Genomic DNA, 12333 nt, shown 5'->3' on the forward strand with positions numbered 1-12333 from the left:
CTTAAGCCCCGCAGAGTGCAGTCAGTAACTCCAAGTCATCATCGCTAATGGAATCAATATCTAAATCTTCCATAAGTAGGCTCTGAACAATTTCCTGATCCGCAGGATTACCTTTGCAAAGGTGCTTAAGGGCGTTGGTTGCGACCCCCCAATGCTTTAAGCCAAATCCATAGTTCAAAACGACATGCGTTGGATCTATGGAATGTTCTTCACCATATGATTTCGCAGCCCTAGCAAGACCTTCAGCGTTTAAATACCTTCCTTTGGGCACAATCCTTAACGCTTCTTTTCCTGCCAGAAGACCGAAGGCATAGCTATTTGCTTCGCCTTCCTGATCGGCAGTAGCTCCAGAATCAATTTTCCTATCAACAAACACGCCATCGGCGCTGGCTTTCAAATGGCCTTTGGCTATGTGACCTAGTTCGTGAGCGAGGTCAAAAAGCATGAATCCGTATTTTTTAGCTTGAGTTAGGATAATGACTGGTCGCCCTGAGCACATCAGCGCCATACCTGCCATTTTGCAGGCCTTCTGCGGAAAATTCTTGATGTAAACGACGGGAATCCCTGACATATGACAAAACCTAACCAGGGACGGTAGCGTCACGTATGGGGAAGTTTTAAGCAATTTTTTTCTTACAGAGGTCCAGTCCAAATCAACATCTGGATCGTAATCTATGCCGAAATTGCTTGATGCAATTCTGGCTGCTGAATAGGCGATTGCAGTTGCAATCGTCAGGTCATCTTCAGCTAGATCTACGCGATGCTTGAAGCGGTGGTGCCCATCAAAGCAGAAACTAACAGATCCTGAATCATCTTTGAGGCTTTCTGGGGCCAGACTAAAGATACGAGCAAGATGCAAGCTTGCGTACTGCTTGCCAGCTGGAGTTTCAGCCAAACTGTCATCCCACCATTCTGGTAACAGTGAGTTTATATAAGCCCGGTTAAAACCCGCATTGCTTATCTTTTCATATATCCGACTCATTGGCTTTTGAATAGTCATGAGAGCCTCCGAAGCATTCCACGCTGTAAGTAGCAGAAACCTTGTTTTTATAGTTATGACATAAAATCGCGCACACTATAAGCAGAAAACGGCAGAATTCATAATGTTTTCGGTCGTTTTCTTGGTGTGCTACTCCACGTTAGAACAGGTTATATAAGCTTAGTTCCGTGAAAATGCGGCCTCATCTTGTTGTTAGCAAATCCTAGTTATGACTGTGCTCGATGCTTTTTCAGCTCAAACACTCGGCTCATGATGGCGCTGCGTTTTTCCGCGTAGCTGGCCGGCGCCTTGCGGATGGTTCCATCGTCGCCAGCCCGCCAGCGCTTGCCGTTCAGTGACAACTCATCACCGCCGGCCAGCTTTTTCGCTTCCAGCTCGGTCAGTTCCAGGCCGATCGAAGCCGCGAAATCGGTTAGCCGCTCGAGATGCTGCGCCGATTTTTCGACACGTTGGTGCTGCGCGGGCTGCTTGCTTCGCGTTTTTTTCGCTTCTGCTATCAGGTATTCGTTGAAGGCCCGCCGTTCCCGGCGCGTCATCCCCTCAAAATCGCCCCCAGGCGGCCAGCTGGCACAGCCATTTGCATCTATATCAGGGGGCAAAAGGCCGGAATTACTGCCCTGTCTGTCTTCCTCCTGCTGCGTTCCGCGTACAGTTATTGACAGAACTCCGAGGGGCGGCGCTGCCGCCTGAAGGTCAACGACCAAAACCGGATCGGCGCCAGCTGGCACAATCTTGTAAGTGATTAGGCGTGTATAAACCGTCGCCTGAATGCCCGATAGCGGAGAATAAACACCGATGATTTTGCTGATGTCGTCGCCGTAATCGTTGCCGTTCTCGGTGGTTTCATAAGCAAGGCGCACGCGAAGATTGTGGCGCTCGACCAAAGGGCCGCCCTGGGCTTCGGTATATCCCACCCAGTCATTGCCATCCGCAGCAATGTGCGCAGGGGAAATTTGCGGATAAAGGAACAGATCGCGCCCGGGCATGCGGCGCAACTCGCGGTATACCGTGACCGGGGCACCGCCAATCTGCTGAAACTGACGGATGCGCCAGCGCGAAGCCCAGGCGTTCACGCGCTTGGCGATATCTTTCAGCGGTTCGCCGGTGTCGTGATCCAGTTCACCGTCCATGGCGTACCCGTCAATATTTTTCGAGATGTATTTCGCGATGTAGCCCGTGGCGGAGCCGAATTGCTCATCGATTGGCTTAACGCTGAAACGGTATTCGGCGGCGCCTGGCTCATCGCCATCAACCTGCAGCGCATAGCGCCGGAAGATGTCGCGTGCCTGCTCGATGTGCTCAGGCTTGATGAACAGCAACAAATGCCAGTGCGGGGTTTCATCGTGGTGCGGCTCGGTGACGCGGAAGCCGAACACGCGAATGCCGGCACGCTTCCACGATGCCCGTACCTTTGACCAGACCTTGCAAAGATAGCGCTGGGTTTCGCGCGGGCTGGCGCCGCGGTATTTGTTATTGCGGCGCCCGGTCTTGCTTTGCATCGCGTGATACTTCGACGGTGCTGTCAGGGTGTAAAACTCGCCAGCCAGATCGCGGGCCTTCGCCAAATCTTCAAAGCCGCGCATACGGTTCATTAACTCCGCGCGCTTAACCGCCGGATTGGCGACGCTGCCGTCTACCTTGTCGATGAGCGAAACACGCTCGCCGGTGTCCACGTCTTCGAGTTCCCGCGACTTCAAAAACTCGCGGTTGGCTTTCTTCTGGGCATGCCATTCTTTCAGGCACGGATCGCTGCAGTAGGGTGTCGCCTTATCGCTGACGTAGCCCGCGGCGATCATGAGGTGCTCGCGCCACTGGTCATGGAGGCGGCGCAAACGGCGCAACCACCATGCCGGTGATTCGAGGCGCGCGACGGCGCGCGTTGCATCTTCCGCGCTCAACTGCCCGCTGCAATATTGCTGCCAGCCCGGAGCGAACATATTCAGATGCTGAGTTAAGTAGCCGATGCGGCCATAGGCATAGATCACGGCGAAGGCCAGATCGTTAGCGGCGGCGGCCCAGTAATCGCAAAGGCGGACAAACTCACCTGTCATGCAGTCGGCCAGCCTATGCGCCAGGCGCTTAAGGTCTTTTTTCCCACTGTAAGGGATACGGAAAAAGTCATCGCGGAAAGGTATTAGCGCCGGCGGCACCTGGCCGATCTGGTACTGTTCATTAACTGCATCGATGCGCGGCAGGACGTGGCGCTCAAATGTATTGACCAGCCAGCCGTTAGCGGCCTTCATTCCCTTGCCCTGCTCGAGGCTGTTCAGGCGCTGGGTGTAATAGCGTCGGACATACTGGGGAAGAGCAGCCAGTCGCCGGCGTAGGCGACGCGGCGCGGGGTCGGCAACGCGGGACTGACCGGCAATATCGAACAGGGGAACGCGCACCGGTTCGCCGGCGTGATTGGTTGCACCGAATAACTGTATCGATGCCGGTTCGTCGGCGCGCTCGGTGACAATGGCGTCGCGCTTGGCGTTCCAGGAATACGCGTATTCAAAAGCAATCGTGCCGCTGCCCGGATAGGGTAGCGGCGAGGAAGGTTGGTGCCGTCCGCGTGCGTTGCTTGTCATTCCCTTTTACCTGGCGCTGCTGCCAGCATCGCGGCATAGATGTTGCCGAAGTTCACGCAGAAACTTTCGTCGGCGTTGAACGTGACATCGTCGCAGTTCATGGCGGCGGCGATCATGTCTTCGGTTGGCTCTACTGGCACAAACTGGTAATCGCCACCTCCAGTTTGAGCGAGTATTGCAGCGCGACAGGCATCCCATATTGTTTGAGGATCAGCGCCGCATTCAACAAATCCTTCGCACTCTGTGTAAATCACGTCAAAGACAGATTTCGGCACGGTTTTCGGTATTGCCAGGGTTGGCTTCGGTTGTGTGGTTTTGGTGCTCATGCGGATGCCTTCATAGTTGCGATTATCTCGCCAACGTCTGCGCGGCTGGCAGCTTTGGCGCTGACAGAGCGGCGGGCAGTGATCGAGGTGATAGCGAAATCGGCGTACAGTGCTTTTGCTGCGTCCGTCTCGCTGTTCGAGGCCACGACGTGGCGGCCCAGTTTGGCGGCGATACGGAGCATGCGCGCCAGCTTGCGCTGCTGCTCGTTGGTAAAGCCGTCAGTGTGATAGCTGGTAAAGCTGGCGGTGGCGCTGGCTGGGATGTACGGCGGATCGCAATAAATCACGTCGCCGGCGTTGGCCATCCTGATTGCCTCGGGGAAGCTGCAGCACAGGAAAATGGCTTTCTTGGCCTGCGCCTTTTCTGCGAAGGCTCTGATCTCGTCTTCTGGGAAGTAGGGCGCTTTTCGATGACCGAACGGCGAATTAAACTCGCCGCTCAGGTTGTAGCGGCAAACGCCGTTGAAAGTGTGGCGGTTCAGGTAAAGGAACTGCGCCGCACGGTAGATGAAATTGCTGTCACAGCGCAGATTGAAGTCAGCGCGCACGCCGTAATAGCCCTCCTGATCCGGGTGTGCGTTGAACAGATGGCGCGCTTCGCGGATCAGCACCTCAGGATGGTTTTTGGCGACGTTGTGGAAGTTGATCAGATCGCTGTTGATATCGCACAGCAGATAACTTTCATAGTCGGTATTGAGGAAAACAGCGCCGGAGCCGACGAACGGCTCAACCAAGCGCCTACCTTCCGGCAGGTGCTGGCGCAGTGTGTCGATAATGCGGGCTTTGCTGCCGAGCCATTTCAGGGCTGGGCGGTTCATAGGTCACCGCCTTCGACGCTGGAATCGACAATCTCGAATCCGATCAGCACCATGTCGGCATAAATTGCCCCGATGGTGTCGGGCGCAACCAAAGCATTGATGATGCCCACCATGCCTATGAGGTAGTAGCCATCATAAAAGCCAACCGATGTTTCTTTAGCCAATTTATCAGAGCAAAAGACACGGTTATTGACCAGTGCTGCAATCGCGGCGTGGTCTACCTGCAATAACCTGTTAAGGATATCGACAGCTTTCTGTGCCGTAATTCCGTGCGATGCGAGGCGATCACTTCCGGCCGCCATTGCCTTAATCACGCCGAGAGTGGTCAGGCAGTCTGAAAGGGCGCGATGCGGCGTTCCTTCAATAATGACGCCTTGCTGTTCTGCGGCGGATGTTAACTTCTGCCATTTGTACCCGCCGCGCTCGCTTTTCTGGCCGTAAAACTCGGCGTACTCATGCATGGCACATACGATCTGTGGCATTACGCTAATTTTCGGCGTTACTTTCCAGATGCGATCCGTTTGCTCAAGCAGACGGATATCATATTCAGCATTGTAAATCGCAATAGTTTTTCCACTGATTAAGCTGCACAGCTGAGGGCTGACCTCCGGCCATGTTGGGGCATCCTTTACCATTTCATCAGTGATTCCATGGATTGCGGTAGCTTCTGCCGGAATAGGTTTTGATGGCTTTACCAGCGTGTTCAGCAGCACTTTGCCGGTGGCGTCAATTACGGCTATCTCGATGATCTCTGCTTTATCATCAAGGCCCGTGGTTTCTGTATCCAAAACCAGACAATTTCTATTCAAACATTGCTGTGCTTGCTGTTGTGGTGTCATGGTATTTCTCCGATTCAATTAATCGTAATTACGCAATTCATGTGGAACGGATGCCACGCGATTAAAGGCGCGGCAGAATTTGCACCAGCGGTAAGTAATCCAGGCCAGCAGGCAAACCCACACAATTCCGGTGAATGCAGTGGCGGCGATAGCTAAAGGGATCAGCATGGCGTGACGTCTTGTGCTGTGGTGTCTGTCGGCGCCTTACGGGATGCAACCCAATGGCGCAGGCGGATCAGGATTTGCTCGCGCTGGTCGCCGTGCAGCTCCAGCTCGTCGAGACGGCGATCCAGCTGTTTCAGCAAGGCGAGACGCTCAGAGCGGCGTTCATTGCCGATAATTCCCGCGGCCAGATCGAGGCCGATAAAAGTCGGTTGATTTACGGTTTTGTCTGTCATGGCATTACCTTTTTTCAGGATGAAGAAACCCCGGCACATATAAATGCGCCCGCATTTTGTTCAGTTGGATTAATTACTGTTCAGGTGTGGTTAGTCGCAGTCACCGATATTTGAAAGCGTCGGCACTCGTCGCCCCAGGCGTTGCAATTCTTTAATGCCGCGGTAAACCGCGCGCCGTTCTTCTTTGCTCATTTCCTCAAACCTCATTGATATATGTTTGGCGGAAAGCTTCACCCGGCTATCAATATTGCCCAGGGTGCATACGGCTTTTTTCTGGCTATCCATCAACCCGTCATAAAAAACGGCTGTCGGGTTGACGCATTTTGCTGAGGCAAGAAGCTGCTTAGCGGTTGTCAGGAACTTGCCAACTGATTGCACTTGCTCTGTTGTCATGCCGCCCATAGTCACCTCGCATACTCTGACCCATCAAAAAGCGCACATGGTGACGCCCCGAAACGTGCGCTTTGTGTTGGGTGCCGGAGCCTATCCCGGCGCAAAGGCGGTTTATTCGGATGCTGCCTTGTTGTTCAGCGCTGGCCATGCCAGTGCAACCAGCGCGCCGACAAAGAACAGATCGCCAACGACCGAAAGCACATAACTGGTGAAGTCCACGGCCACAACCGTGAATGCCAGGATCAGCACACCAATCAGGCGCAGGTTGCCGAGCAGCGCGCGCATTACAGGTAATCTTCCACGCGCAGGCCCAGACGGCGGCCAACGTCTTCAAGAACTTTCTGTTCTTCCGGTTCGATCTCGCCGTCGGCCTCGGCAATCGTCAGCATGTTGACGAAGACCTCTTCGGCTTCGGTCGGGGTGTTTTTGATGTCTTCGATTTCGCGCAGAATGTTCATGCGGCCAACGCGGAAACCGGCTTCCAGCTGTTCAGTAAAGCGGGTGATCAGCGCGGTGATCTCGTTGCCGTAGTGACCCAGGCGCGGGTTAGAACGCAGCAGCTGATCCAGCTTGGCGGTTTCTTCTTTCTCGATCGTGCCGTCAGCTGCAGCAACCAGCAGACAGCCGCCGACGATGGCTTCCATCAGATCGCGGTTCTCCACCTTCTTCAGCTCAACTTTCGCCGCGGCGACTTTCTTACCAAATCCCAGAAATCCCATATTGTTACCCTCAGTTGTTGCCATGATTAGCAACCGCCTGCCTCTGCCGCACACGGTCACCCGTTAAAAACCCTCTATAAACTATGGGTTTAGAGAGGGCTTTCACCCTCAGGCGAAGATCCCCATCAGGCGGGCGAACCAGCGCGGACGGGGGCGCGACATAAACGGCTTACGCATGCCGGGTATGAACTGCACATCGGTGGCCTTAGGTTGGAAGTGGCGACCGTCTGGCAGTTCAAGCCAGCCGCGAGTGTGGCGGCGGTGGGTAATTTGCTGGCCTTGTGTCAGCATGGCGGCCAGTGATGGGCACTGTGCTGTGATCGTCATGGGTTAAGCCTCGATTGTTTCGGGGAAAAAGTCGGGTTGTTTGCCGTAGCGCTTCCAGTATTCGGCGGCATCGCGTAGCGAAACGGCTTCCTTGCTGGCAGAAAATGCAGCCGCCCCAGCCAGGCCCAACAGCAGATCGGCGGCCCACTCGATTTCAGTCTGTGAGTGTGGCGCCCTGCGAGTTATCTGCTGTTGGCGTAGCTCATACATGCGGAGCACGCGGTTAGCAGCGGCGTAGAATGGGGCGTTCATTGGAATGCCGTTGCATTTGCAATGTAATTACCGCTGGCCGCCAAACTATGCGCGTAGTAAGCAACCATGTTCACCTGCAGCAGTTCGCGGCGGCCTGGGGTAGTGCGCGGCATTAATGGCAGGTAATTACGGCGGGCATCACTTTGCACCTGCTCCAGTGGCATTTTGAAGAACTCAGCAAACTCCTTCAGGGTCATGCGTGGCTTGATGCCGTTTTTGGTGATGTATTCCAGAGCCATTTCGGTGGCACGATTTTCAGCTGTGGAGCGTCCAGCCAAACGTCCGCCATAAAGCTGTGATCTCGCTTGATTAACTTCATTTACCTTTCTTTGAGCTTGGCCTTTCATGCGTTATCCTCGGCAGATCAACCTAAATATATTTCGATTCACTTTAATCATCCTCAATTGAGGATGTGAAGGTGAGAATAATCTTCAGGAGAGGATGATGTCAAGCGGGTATGGCGAAAAACTTAAAGCCGTTCGTAATGCGGAGAAATTAACGCAGCCGGAGTTAGCGCAGCTAACAGGGGTTAGCCTGGGCGCGATTCGCAACTATGAGACAGGTCAGCGTGAAGTGGGGCTCGGGGTGCTAGATAAAATCATCAAGCATCCACAATTTGAGAAATACACTATGTGGCTTATGACTGGTAAGACGATGCCCGAAGTGGGGCAGATCTCTCCGGCTCTCTCCCCTGATGGGCAAAACAGCACATCCAACCACCAAAGCGGCCGGAAGGTTGGCTAACCGTCTATAAAATTTGGATAAGTTGGGGAAAGGGTGGCATTTGCGCCGAAAAGTGTTTTTGGCTTGAGGGGGAACTATGAGCATAAAGCCTACTGATACCGGTGAGTGGATGGTTGACGTTCGACCGCAGGGACGTGACGGCCCTCGCGTTCGTAAAAAGTTCCCGACCAAAAACGAAGCGCAGCAGTTTGAACGGTGGGTTATCGCAACCCAGCACAACAAGGGTTGGATGGATAAACCCAAAGATCGGCGGCCATTTTCAGAGCTGATTGATCTCTGGTGGGCGCACTACGGACAAACCCTGAAGGCTGGCCGCTGTACCTACCTGGCATTGATTGCTTTCGATGCGTATATGAAACACCCGCGAGCTGATCAGATTACGCATGAACTTTTCTCTGATTATCGGGCGGCCAGGCTCACGGAAGGGATTAGCCCACGAACCATTAACAACATGCAAATCCGCGTGAGTGGTGTGTTTACTGCGTTGGCAGCAGCTGGCAAGTTTCAGGGGGACAACCCTATGAAAGGGCTGAAGCGCGCGAAAACAAAACGCTCTCAAATGGCGTTCTTGACCAACGCCCAGATCGCTCAACTTTTGGATGAAACGCACCCGAATGATCTCCGCGCTGTTCGGCTTGCTCTTGCAACCGGTGCACGCTTCGGCGAGGTCGAAAGCCTGCTTGATGAACACATCATAAAAAATCGTGTTACATACGTGGACACAAAAAACGGGAAGGACAGAACAGTCCCTATCTCCCCGGAGTTGTTCAAAGACATCAAAGGTTCCATCATTGGGCGCCGAGTGTTTCCTAAGTTGAGCTACACGCGGGTGCGGCAGTTACTGAAAAAGTTGATCCCCGACTTGCCAAACGGGCAGGCGACGCACGTTTTTAGGCACACATTTGGTTCCCACTTTATGATGAACGGCGGCAATATTCTGGCCTTACAGAAGATTTTAGGACATGCCACGATTGAACAAACTATGACCTATGCGCACTTTGCACCTGACTACCTACTCGATGCCGTGCGATTCAACCCGCTGGAATATCACCAAGATGGTGGTGTCCACATTTTGCCAAAATTAGGTTGACCCTGATTGCGCTCGATTCGCTTTGATTCGTTTCGCTGATTTGTTGTTTTGATGTAATTGATTGATTTTAAAGTGATGATATTTGCTTTCGATGCCTTGTGCCCACAAGGAGATCAAAAAAAAGCCCGCAAGTCTGCGGGCAAAAGTTCCTTGTTACTTCTTCATTTGCGAGCGCTTCTCTGGGGGGGAAACGCCTGAAGACAGGCTACGCGAGACCGGCTTAAGATTCTGCGGCCAAACCGTTAAGAAAGTGAAAATCCAGGCGGCTGCTACGCTGATAGCAGAGGCCGGCAGGGTTAGGGCGGTGTCCATCGCCCTCGGTTTTGTAATACACTGACGGCAATCGCAAATAATGGGGAATGGTATGCAGGTTAACGATCGAGTGACGGTAAAAACAGACGGCGGCCCGCGGCGTGAAGGCATCATTTTGGCCGTAGAGGTGTTCAACGAAGGCACCATGTATCTGGTTTCTCTTGACGACTACCCGGCGGGCGTATGGTTTTTTAATGAAATCGACAGTCGTGACGGCACGTTTGTGGAGCCCTGTCGCGAGCATGGGCAGTAACGTCGGCTAATCTCATTAATTTGCTAATGAAATTGTCCGTTTTGAGATTATTTCATAGCGGTAAGATTCTTTTTATCGATGACAAAAAAATACCCGTTGCGCTAGCGGGGGATAACGCAGCAGGTATTCTTTTAAGGGCGCCAGCATCTGATATCCAGATGACATTATCACCAGGTATTTAACGGCTGGCAAAACAGAGTGGGGGCGTTCTCTGTGGTTTAACGGCTATTGACAAATATTCCACTGGTCAAGGTATCGGTCAAACGAACAACGTGGTAAATGATCTGCTTGTTGTGCGTCTTTATTTTCCGCTTGATGTTTCCTTTGTGGGAAGAGACCGTTTTGGCCTTTATTTGCATCTGGTCTGATATCTGGATGGTGCCTTGACCGGACATCCACATGCGTAACATGTTCGATTCGGTCTGGCTCAGCGTTACCGGCGTTTGATCCAGAGAGGATTTCTCCGCCCGTAGGGACGTTCTCTCGAGATAGTGACTAAGTAGCTGATTCATAGTCTCTGGTTTGATGGATTTTGACGATATGATGACGTTCTTGCGAACATATAAATAATCGTCGAAATGTACGTTGGTAATGGCCATGAAGATGAAGAATAACGTATCCGGGTGCAGTGAAATCACCCGTTTTATTCGCTCGGTGGCGTTCGCTTCGTGGATGAAGCAGTCCTCGTTAATAAACACCAGGCTGGGATTCAACTTGCTGCATTTTTCGTGCAGGCTGTCAATGTCCTCGATGGCATTAATATGGCGTTTCTTCACGCCATGCGAAGTCAGATAGTCGGTTAATCCCAATCTGGTATAGCTACATGAATCCATGATGATCGTTGGCATATCGCACCCCCACTTAAATCCGTTTTACTGCGGTAATATGAGAAAAAGCCTAAAAAGCCGAAAGGCAAAATGGAGCAATAATTCAGTGTAGCGAGTGTTCTATCAATAAACACGACGTCACTCAATGATATTTTCATACTAAACTTATTAATTGCATGAATCTATAAGTTTGGCTTAAGTCAGGGCGATCTGCTGTTCGTCCAGCTTCGGCATGTTGAGCCTGATTTGCGCTTGGCGCCCGAGCCTGTCTGCATTGCTTGCCGTGAATCTGTTCATCATGTCACGAAACAAAATTTTAGTTTGCTAGGAAAAGTCTTAAAAAAAATTCATGTGTCGTTTTTTTGAGGTCTTTTAGCGTGTTTCTTGAGCGGTGAAAAAACGCTCGCACTGAGTGCTTTGGATTTTTACATATAAAAATCATTATCTTGTGGTGTTTTTTGCTTTTCGCGCAAATGATAAGCACGCCTTTTTTTATCATAACAACAAACAGAAGTTAACATTCTGGCTGGAATGTGTAGCTTAATTGTTGCTATAAATCACCGTTTTACAATGAGTTATCTGGATATTTATTTCACATGAAATAGTTTTCGTGAATGTTTAACGGTGATTGAGTGATTTTTCTAAACTATCATCCTGCTGCCCGATCCCCGGGGAGGAATGGCAGGTCGGAGTTGTCTCTGGCCCGCGTTGGTTTTAACTTGCCTCTCCACCTTTCAAAAAACAGGATGCCGCGGTGAGACGGAATCAGTATGGGCAGCCGATAGGTGAAGCCCTCCCTCATTGGCAGCCGGCAGGCATGCCCGGCCACACGCCACTGCAAGGGCGGTTTTGCCGCCTGGAACCGCTTAACCTCGAGCGCTGGGGGGATGCGCTTTATCAGGCTTATCAAACCGCCGAGGACGATCGCGACTGGACCTATCTGTTTTGGGAACGCCCGCAGTCGCGCGCAGATTTCCAGCGTTATCTCCAGGCGCAGGCGTCCAGCGCAGACAGAAACACGATGGTGGTGATCGATCGGGCGAACGGGCGCGCGGTAGGAACCTGCGCTTTTTTGCGCATCGATCCCGCCAACGGCGTGGCCGAACTGGGCACCATCAACTGGTCGCCGCTGATGAAGCGCAGTGCGCTGGGCAGCGAGGCGATCTTCCTGATGCTGCGGCACCTGTTCGACGATCTTGGTTACCGGCGTTGCGAATGGAAATGCGATAGCCTCAATCTGCCTTCACGTCAGGCCGCCGAGCGCCTGGGGTTCCGCTATGAAGGCACGTTCCGCCAGGCCGTCGTCGTCAAAGGACGCACGCGCGACACCGACTGGCTGTCGATCGTCGACGGGGAATGGCCGGCGCGGCGCGCGGCGTTTGCCGCCTGGCTATCGCCGGATAACATCGGCGATGACGGGCGGCAAGCACGGCAATTGCAGGCCTTCCGACGCGAGTAATGC

Annotated in this window: 17 protein-coding genes; 4 read left to right on the plus strand and 13 right to left on the minus strand. The window is 52.8% G+C overall.

Going from position 1 to position 12333, the window contains the following annotated elements; genetic code table 11:
* Window position 1: 1 nt before the first annotated feature.
* From ACSBQQ_RS02955 to ACSBQQ_RS03010, 12 genes are all read right to left on the minus strand, one after another.
* Window positions 2-1000 carry an ImmA/IrrE family metallo-endopeptidase gene (locus ACSBQQ_RS02955; RefSeq protein WP_435012538.1) on the minus strand — a complete coding sequence of 333 codons (999 nt, stop codon included), beginning with the start codon at window positions 998-1000 and terminating at the stop codon, window positions 2-4.
* A gap of 206 nt (window positions 1001-1206) precedes the next feature.
* Window positions 1207-3573, minus strand: coding sequence for a replication endonuclease (locus tag ACSBQQ_RS02960; protein ID WP_435012540.1), 2367 nt, complete (start codon window positions 3571-3573; stop codon window positions 1207-1209).
* On the minus strand, window positions 3570-3899 hold the full coding sequence (locus tag ACSBQQ_RS02965; protein WP_435012542.1) for a hypothetical protein: 330 nt from the start codon (window positions 3897-3899) through the stop codon (window positions 3570-3572). Before ACSBQQ_RS02965 ends, ACSBQQ_RS02960 begins: the two co-directional genes overlap by 4 nt.
* Entirely contained in the window at window positions 3896-4717 is an 822-nt protein-coding gene (locus ACSBQQ_RS02970) for a Dam family site-specific DNA-(adenine-N6)-methyltransferase (protein ID WP_435012544.1), read from the minus strand. The genes ACSBQQ_RS02965 and ACSBQQ_RS02970 overlap by 4 nt, the downstream gene beginning before the upstream one ends.
* Window positions 4714-5556 carry a 3'-5' exonuclease gene (locus ACSBQQ_RS02975; RefSeq protein WP_435012546.1) on the minus strand — a complete coding sequence of 281 codons (843 nt, stop codon included), beginning with the start codon at window positions 5554-5556 and terminating at the stop codon, window positions 4714-4716. Before ACSBQQ_RS02975 ends, ACSBQQ_RS02970 begins: the two co-directional genes overlap by 4 nt.
* 161 nt (window positions 5557-5717) lie before the next feature.
* Window positions 5718-5954, minus strand: coding sequence for a hypothetical protein (locus ACSBQQ_RS02980; protein WP_435012548.1), 237 nt, complete (start codon window positions 5952-5954; stop codon window positions 5718-5720).
* A gap of 90 nt (window positions 5955-6044) precedes the next feature.
* Entirely contained in the window at window positions 6045-6347 is a 303-nt protein-coding gene (locus tag ACSBQQ_RS02985) for a hypothetical protein (protein WP_234722210.1), read from the minus strand.
* A 111-nt stretch (window positions 6348-6458) separates the two neighbouring features.
* A complete protein-coding gene (locus ACSBQQ_RS02990; protein ID WP_435012550.1) occupies window positions 6459-6632 on the minus strand; it encodes a DUF3927 family protein in 174 nt (57 codons plus the stop codon).
* Window positions 6632-7090, minus strand: coding sequence for a tellurite resistance TerB family protein (locus ACSBQQ_RS02995; RefSeq protein ID WP_230202718.1), 459 nt, complete (start codon window positions 7088-7090; stop codon window positions 6632-6634). Before ACSBQQ_RS02995 ends, ACSBQQ_RS02990 begins: the two co-directional genes overlap by 1 nt.
* A gap of 84 nt (window positions 7091-7174) precedes the next feature.
* On the minus strand, window positions 7175-7393 hold the full coding sequence (locus ACSBQQ_RS03000; RefSeq protein ID WP_072270979.1) for a phage filamentation protein Fil family protein: 219 nt from the start codon (window positions 7391-7393) through the stop codon (window positions 7175-7177).
* A 3-nt stretch (window positions 7394-7396) separates the two neighbouring features.
* Window positions 7397-7645 carry a hypothetical protein gene (locus ACSBQQ_RS03005; RefSeq protein WP_060387945.1) on the minus strand — a complete coding sequence of 83 codons (249 nt, stop codon included), beginning with the start codon at window positions 7643-7645 and terminating at the stop codon, window positions 7397-7399.
* The gene (locus ACSBQQ_RS03010; protein WP_176589016.1) at window positions 7642-7992 is read right to left on the minus strand and encodes a hypothetical protein; all 351 of its coding nucleotides are present in this window, start codon (window positions 7990-7992) and stop codon (window positions 7642-7644) included. The genes ACSBQQ_RS03005 and ACSBQQ_RS03010 overlap by 4 nt, the downstream gene beginning before the upstream one ends.
* Before the next feature lie 97 nt (window positions 7993-8089).
* Here ACSBQQ_RS03010 and ACSBQQ_RS03015 point away from each other — a divergent pair, with 97 nt between their 5' ends.
* From ACSBQQ_RS03015 to dsrB, 3 genes are all read left to right on the plus strand, one after another.
* Window positions 8090-8389 (plus strand): helix-turn-helix domain-containing protein, encoded by a 300-nt coding sequence (locus ACSBQQ_RS03015; RefSeq protein WP_176589015.1) that lies wholly within the window; start codon window positions 8090-8092, stop codon window positions 8387-8389.
* A 76-nt stretch (window positions 8390-8465) separates the two neighbouring features.
* The gene (locus ACSBQQ_RS03020) at window positions 8466-9479 is read left to right on the plus strand and encodes a phage integrase (RefSeq protein ID WP_176589014.1); all 1014 of its coding nucleotides are present in this window, start codon (window positions 8466-8468) and stop codon (window positions 9477-9479) included.
* A 364-nt stretch (window positions 9480-9843) separates the two neighbouring features.
* Window positions 9844-10044, plus strand: coding sequence for a protein DsrB (gene dsrB / locus ACSBQQ_RS03025; RefSeq protein ID WP_033635079.1), 201 nt, complete (start codon window positions 9844-9846; stop codon window positions 10042-10044).
* Window positions 10045-10262: 218 nt separating this feature from the next.
* Here dsrB and rcsA read toward each other — a convergent pair whose 3' ends face one another.
* On the minus strand, window positions 10263-10892 hold the full coding sequence (gene rcsA / locus ACSBQQ_RS03030; RefSeq protein ID WP_033635078.1) for a transcriptional regulator RcsA: 630 nt from the start codon (window positions 10890-10892) through the stop codon (window positions 10263-10265).
* Between the two features lie 796 nt (window positions 10893-11688).
* Between rcsA and ACSBQQ_RS03035 the strand changes: the two genes are divergently transcribed.
* Entirely contained in the window at window positions 11689-12330 is a 642-nt protein-coding gene (locus tag ACSBQQ_RS03035; protein WP_077791457.1) for a GNAT family N-acetyltransferase, read from the plus strand.
* Window positions 12331-12333: the final 3 nt, after the last annotated feature.

Source organism: Serratia sp. G204Y (assembly GCF_051172435.1).
GTDB lineage: Bacteria > Pseudomonadota > Gammaproteobacteria > Enterobacterales > Enterobacteriaceae > Serratia > Serratia sarumanii.

Excerpts from the sequence above, each read along its gene's own strand:
- ACSBQQ_RS02955 (WP_435012538.1), bottom strand. The coding sequence starts at position 1,000 with ATGACTATTCAAAAGCCAATGAGTCGGATATATGAAAAGATAAGCAAT.
- ACSBQQ_RS02960 (WP_435012540.1), bottom strand. The coding sequence starts at position 3,573 with ATGACAAGCAACGCACGCGGACGGCACCAACCTTCCTCGCCGCTACCC.
- ACSBQQ_RS02965 (WP_435012542.1), bottom strand. The coding sequence starts at position 3,899 with ATGAGCACCAAAACCACACAACCGAAGCCAACCCTGGCAATACCGAAA.
- ACSBQQ_RS02970 (WP_435012544.1), bottom strand. The coding sequence starts at position 4,717 with ATGAACCGCCCAGCCCTGAAATGGCTCGGCAGCAAAGCCCGCATTATC.
- ACSBQQ_RS02975 (WP_435012546.1), bottom strand. The coding sequence starts at position 5,556 with ATGACACCACAACAGCAAGCACAGCAATGTTTGAATAGAAATTGTCTG.
- ACSBQQ_RS02980 (WP_435012548.1), bottom strand. The coding sequence starts at position 5,954 with ATGACAGACAAAACCGTAAATCAACCGACTTTTATCGGCCTCGATCTG.
- ACSBQQ_RS02985 (WP_234722210.1), bottom strand. The coding sequence starts at position 6,347 with ATGACAACAGAGCAAGTGCAATCAGTTGGCAAGTTCCTGACAACCGCT.
- ACSBQQ_RS02990 (WP_435012550.1), bottom strand. The coding sequence starts at position 6,632 with ATGCGCGCGCTGCTCGGCAACCTGCGCCTGATTGGTGTGCTGATCCTG.
- ACSBQQ_RS02995 (WP_230202718.1), bottom strand. The coding sequence starts at position 7,090 with ATGGCAACAACTGAGGGTAACAATATGGGATTTCTGGGATTTGGTAAG.
- ACSBQQ_RS03000 (WP_072270979.1), bottom strand. The coding sequence starts at position 7,393 with ATGACGATCACAGCACAGTGCCCATCACTGGCCGCCATGCTGACACAA.
- ACSBQQ_RS03005 (WP_060387945.1), bottom strand. The coding sequence starts at position 7,645 with ATGAACGCCCCATTCTACGCCGCTGCTAACCGCGTGCTCCGCATGTAT.
- ACSBQQ_RS03010 (WP_176589016.1), bottom strand. The coding sequence starts at position 7,992 with ATGAAAGGCCAAGCTCAAAGAAAGGTAAATGAAGTTAATCAAGCGAGA.
- ACSBQQ_RS03015 (WP_176589015.1), top strand. The coding sequence starts at position 8,090 with ATGTCAAGCGGGTATGGCGAAAAACTTAAAGCCGTTCGTAATGCGGAG.
- ACSBQQ_RS03020 (WP_176589014.1), top strand. The coding sequence starts at position 8,466 with ATGAGCATAAAGCCTACTGATACCGGTGAGTGGATGGTTGACGTTCGA.
- dsrB (WP_033635079.1), top strand. The coding sequence starts at position 9,844 with ATGCAGGTTAACGATCGAGTGACGGTAAAAACAGACGGCGGCCCGCGG.
- rcsA (WP_033635078.1), bottom strand. The coding sequence starts at position 10,892 with ATGCCAACGATCATCATGGATTCATGTAGCTATACCAGATTGGGATTA.
- ACSBQQ_RS03035 (WP_077791457.1), top strand. The coding sequence starts at position 11,689 with ATGCCCGGCCACACGCCACTGCAAGGGCGGTTTTGCCGCCTGGAACCG.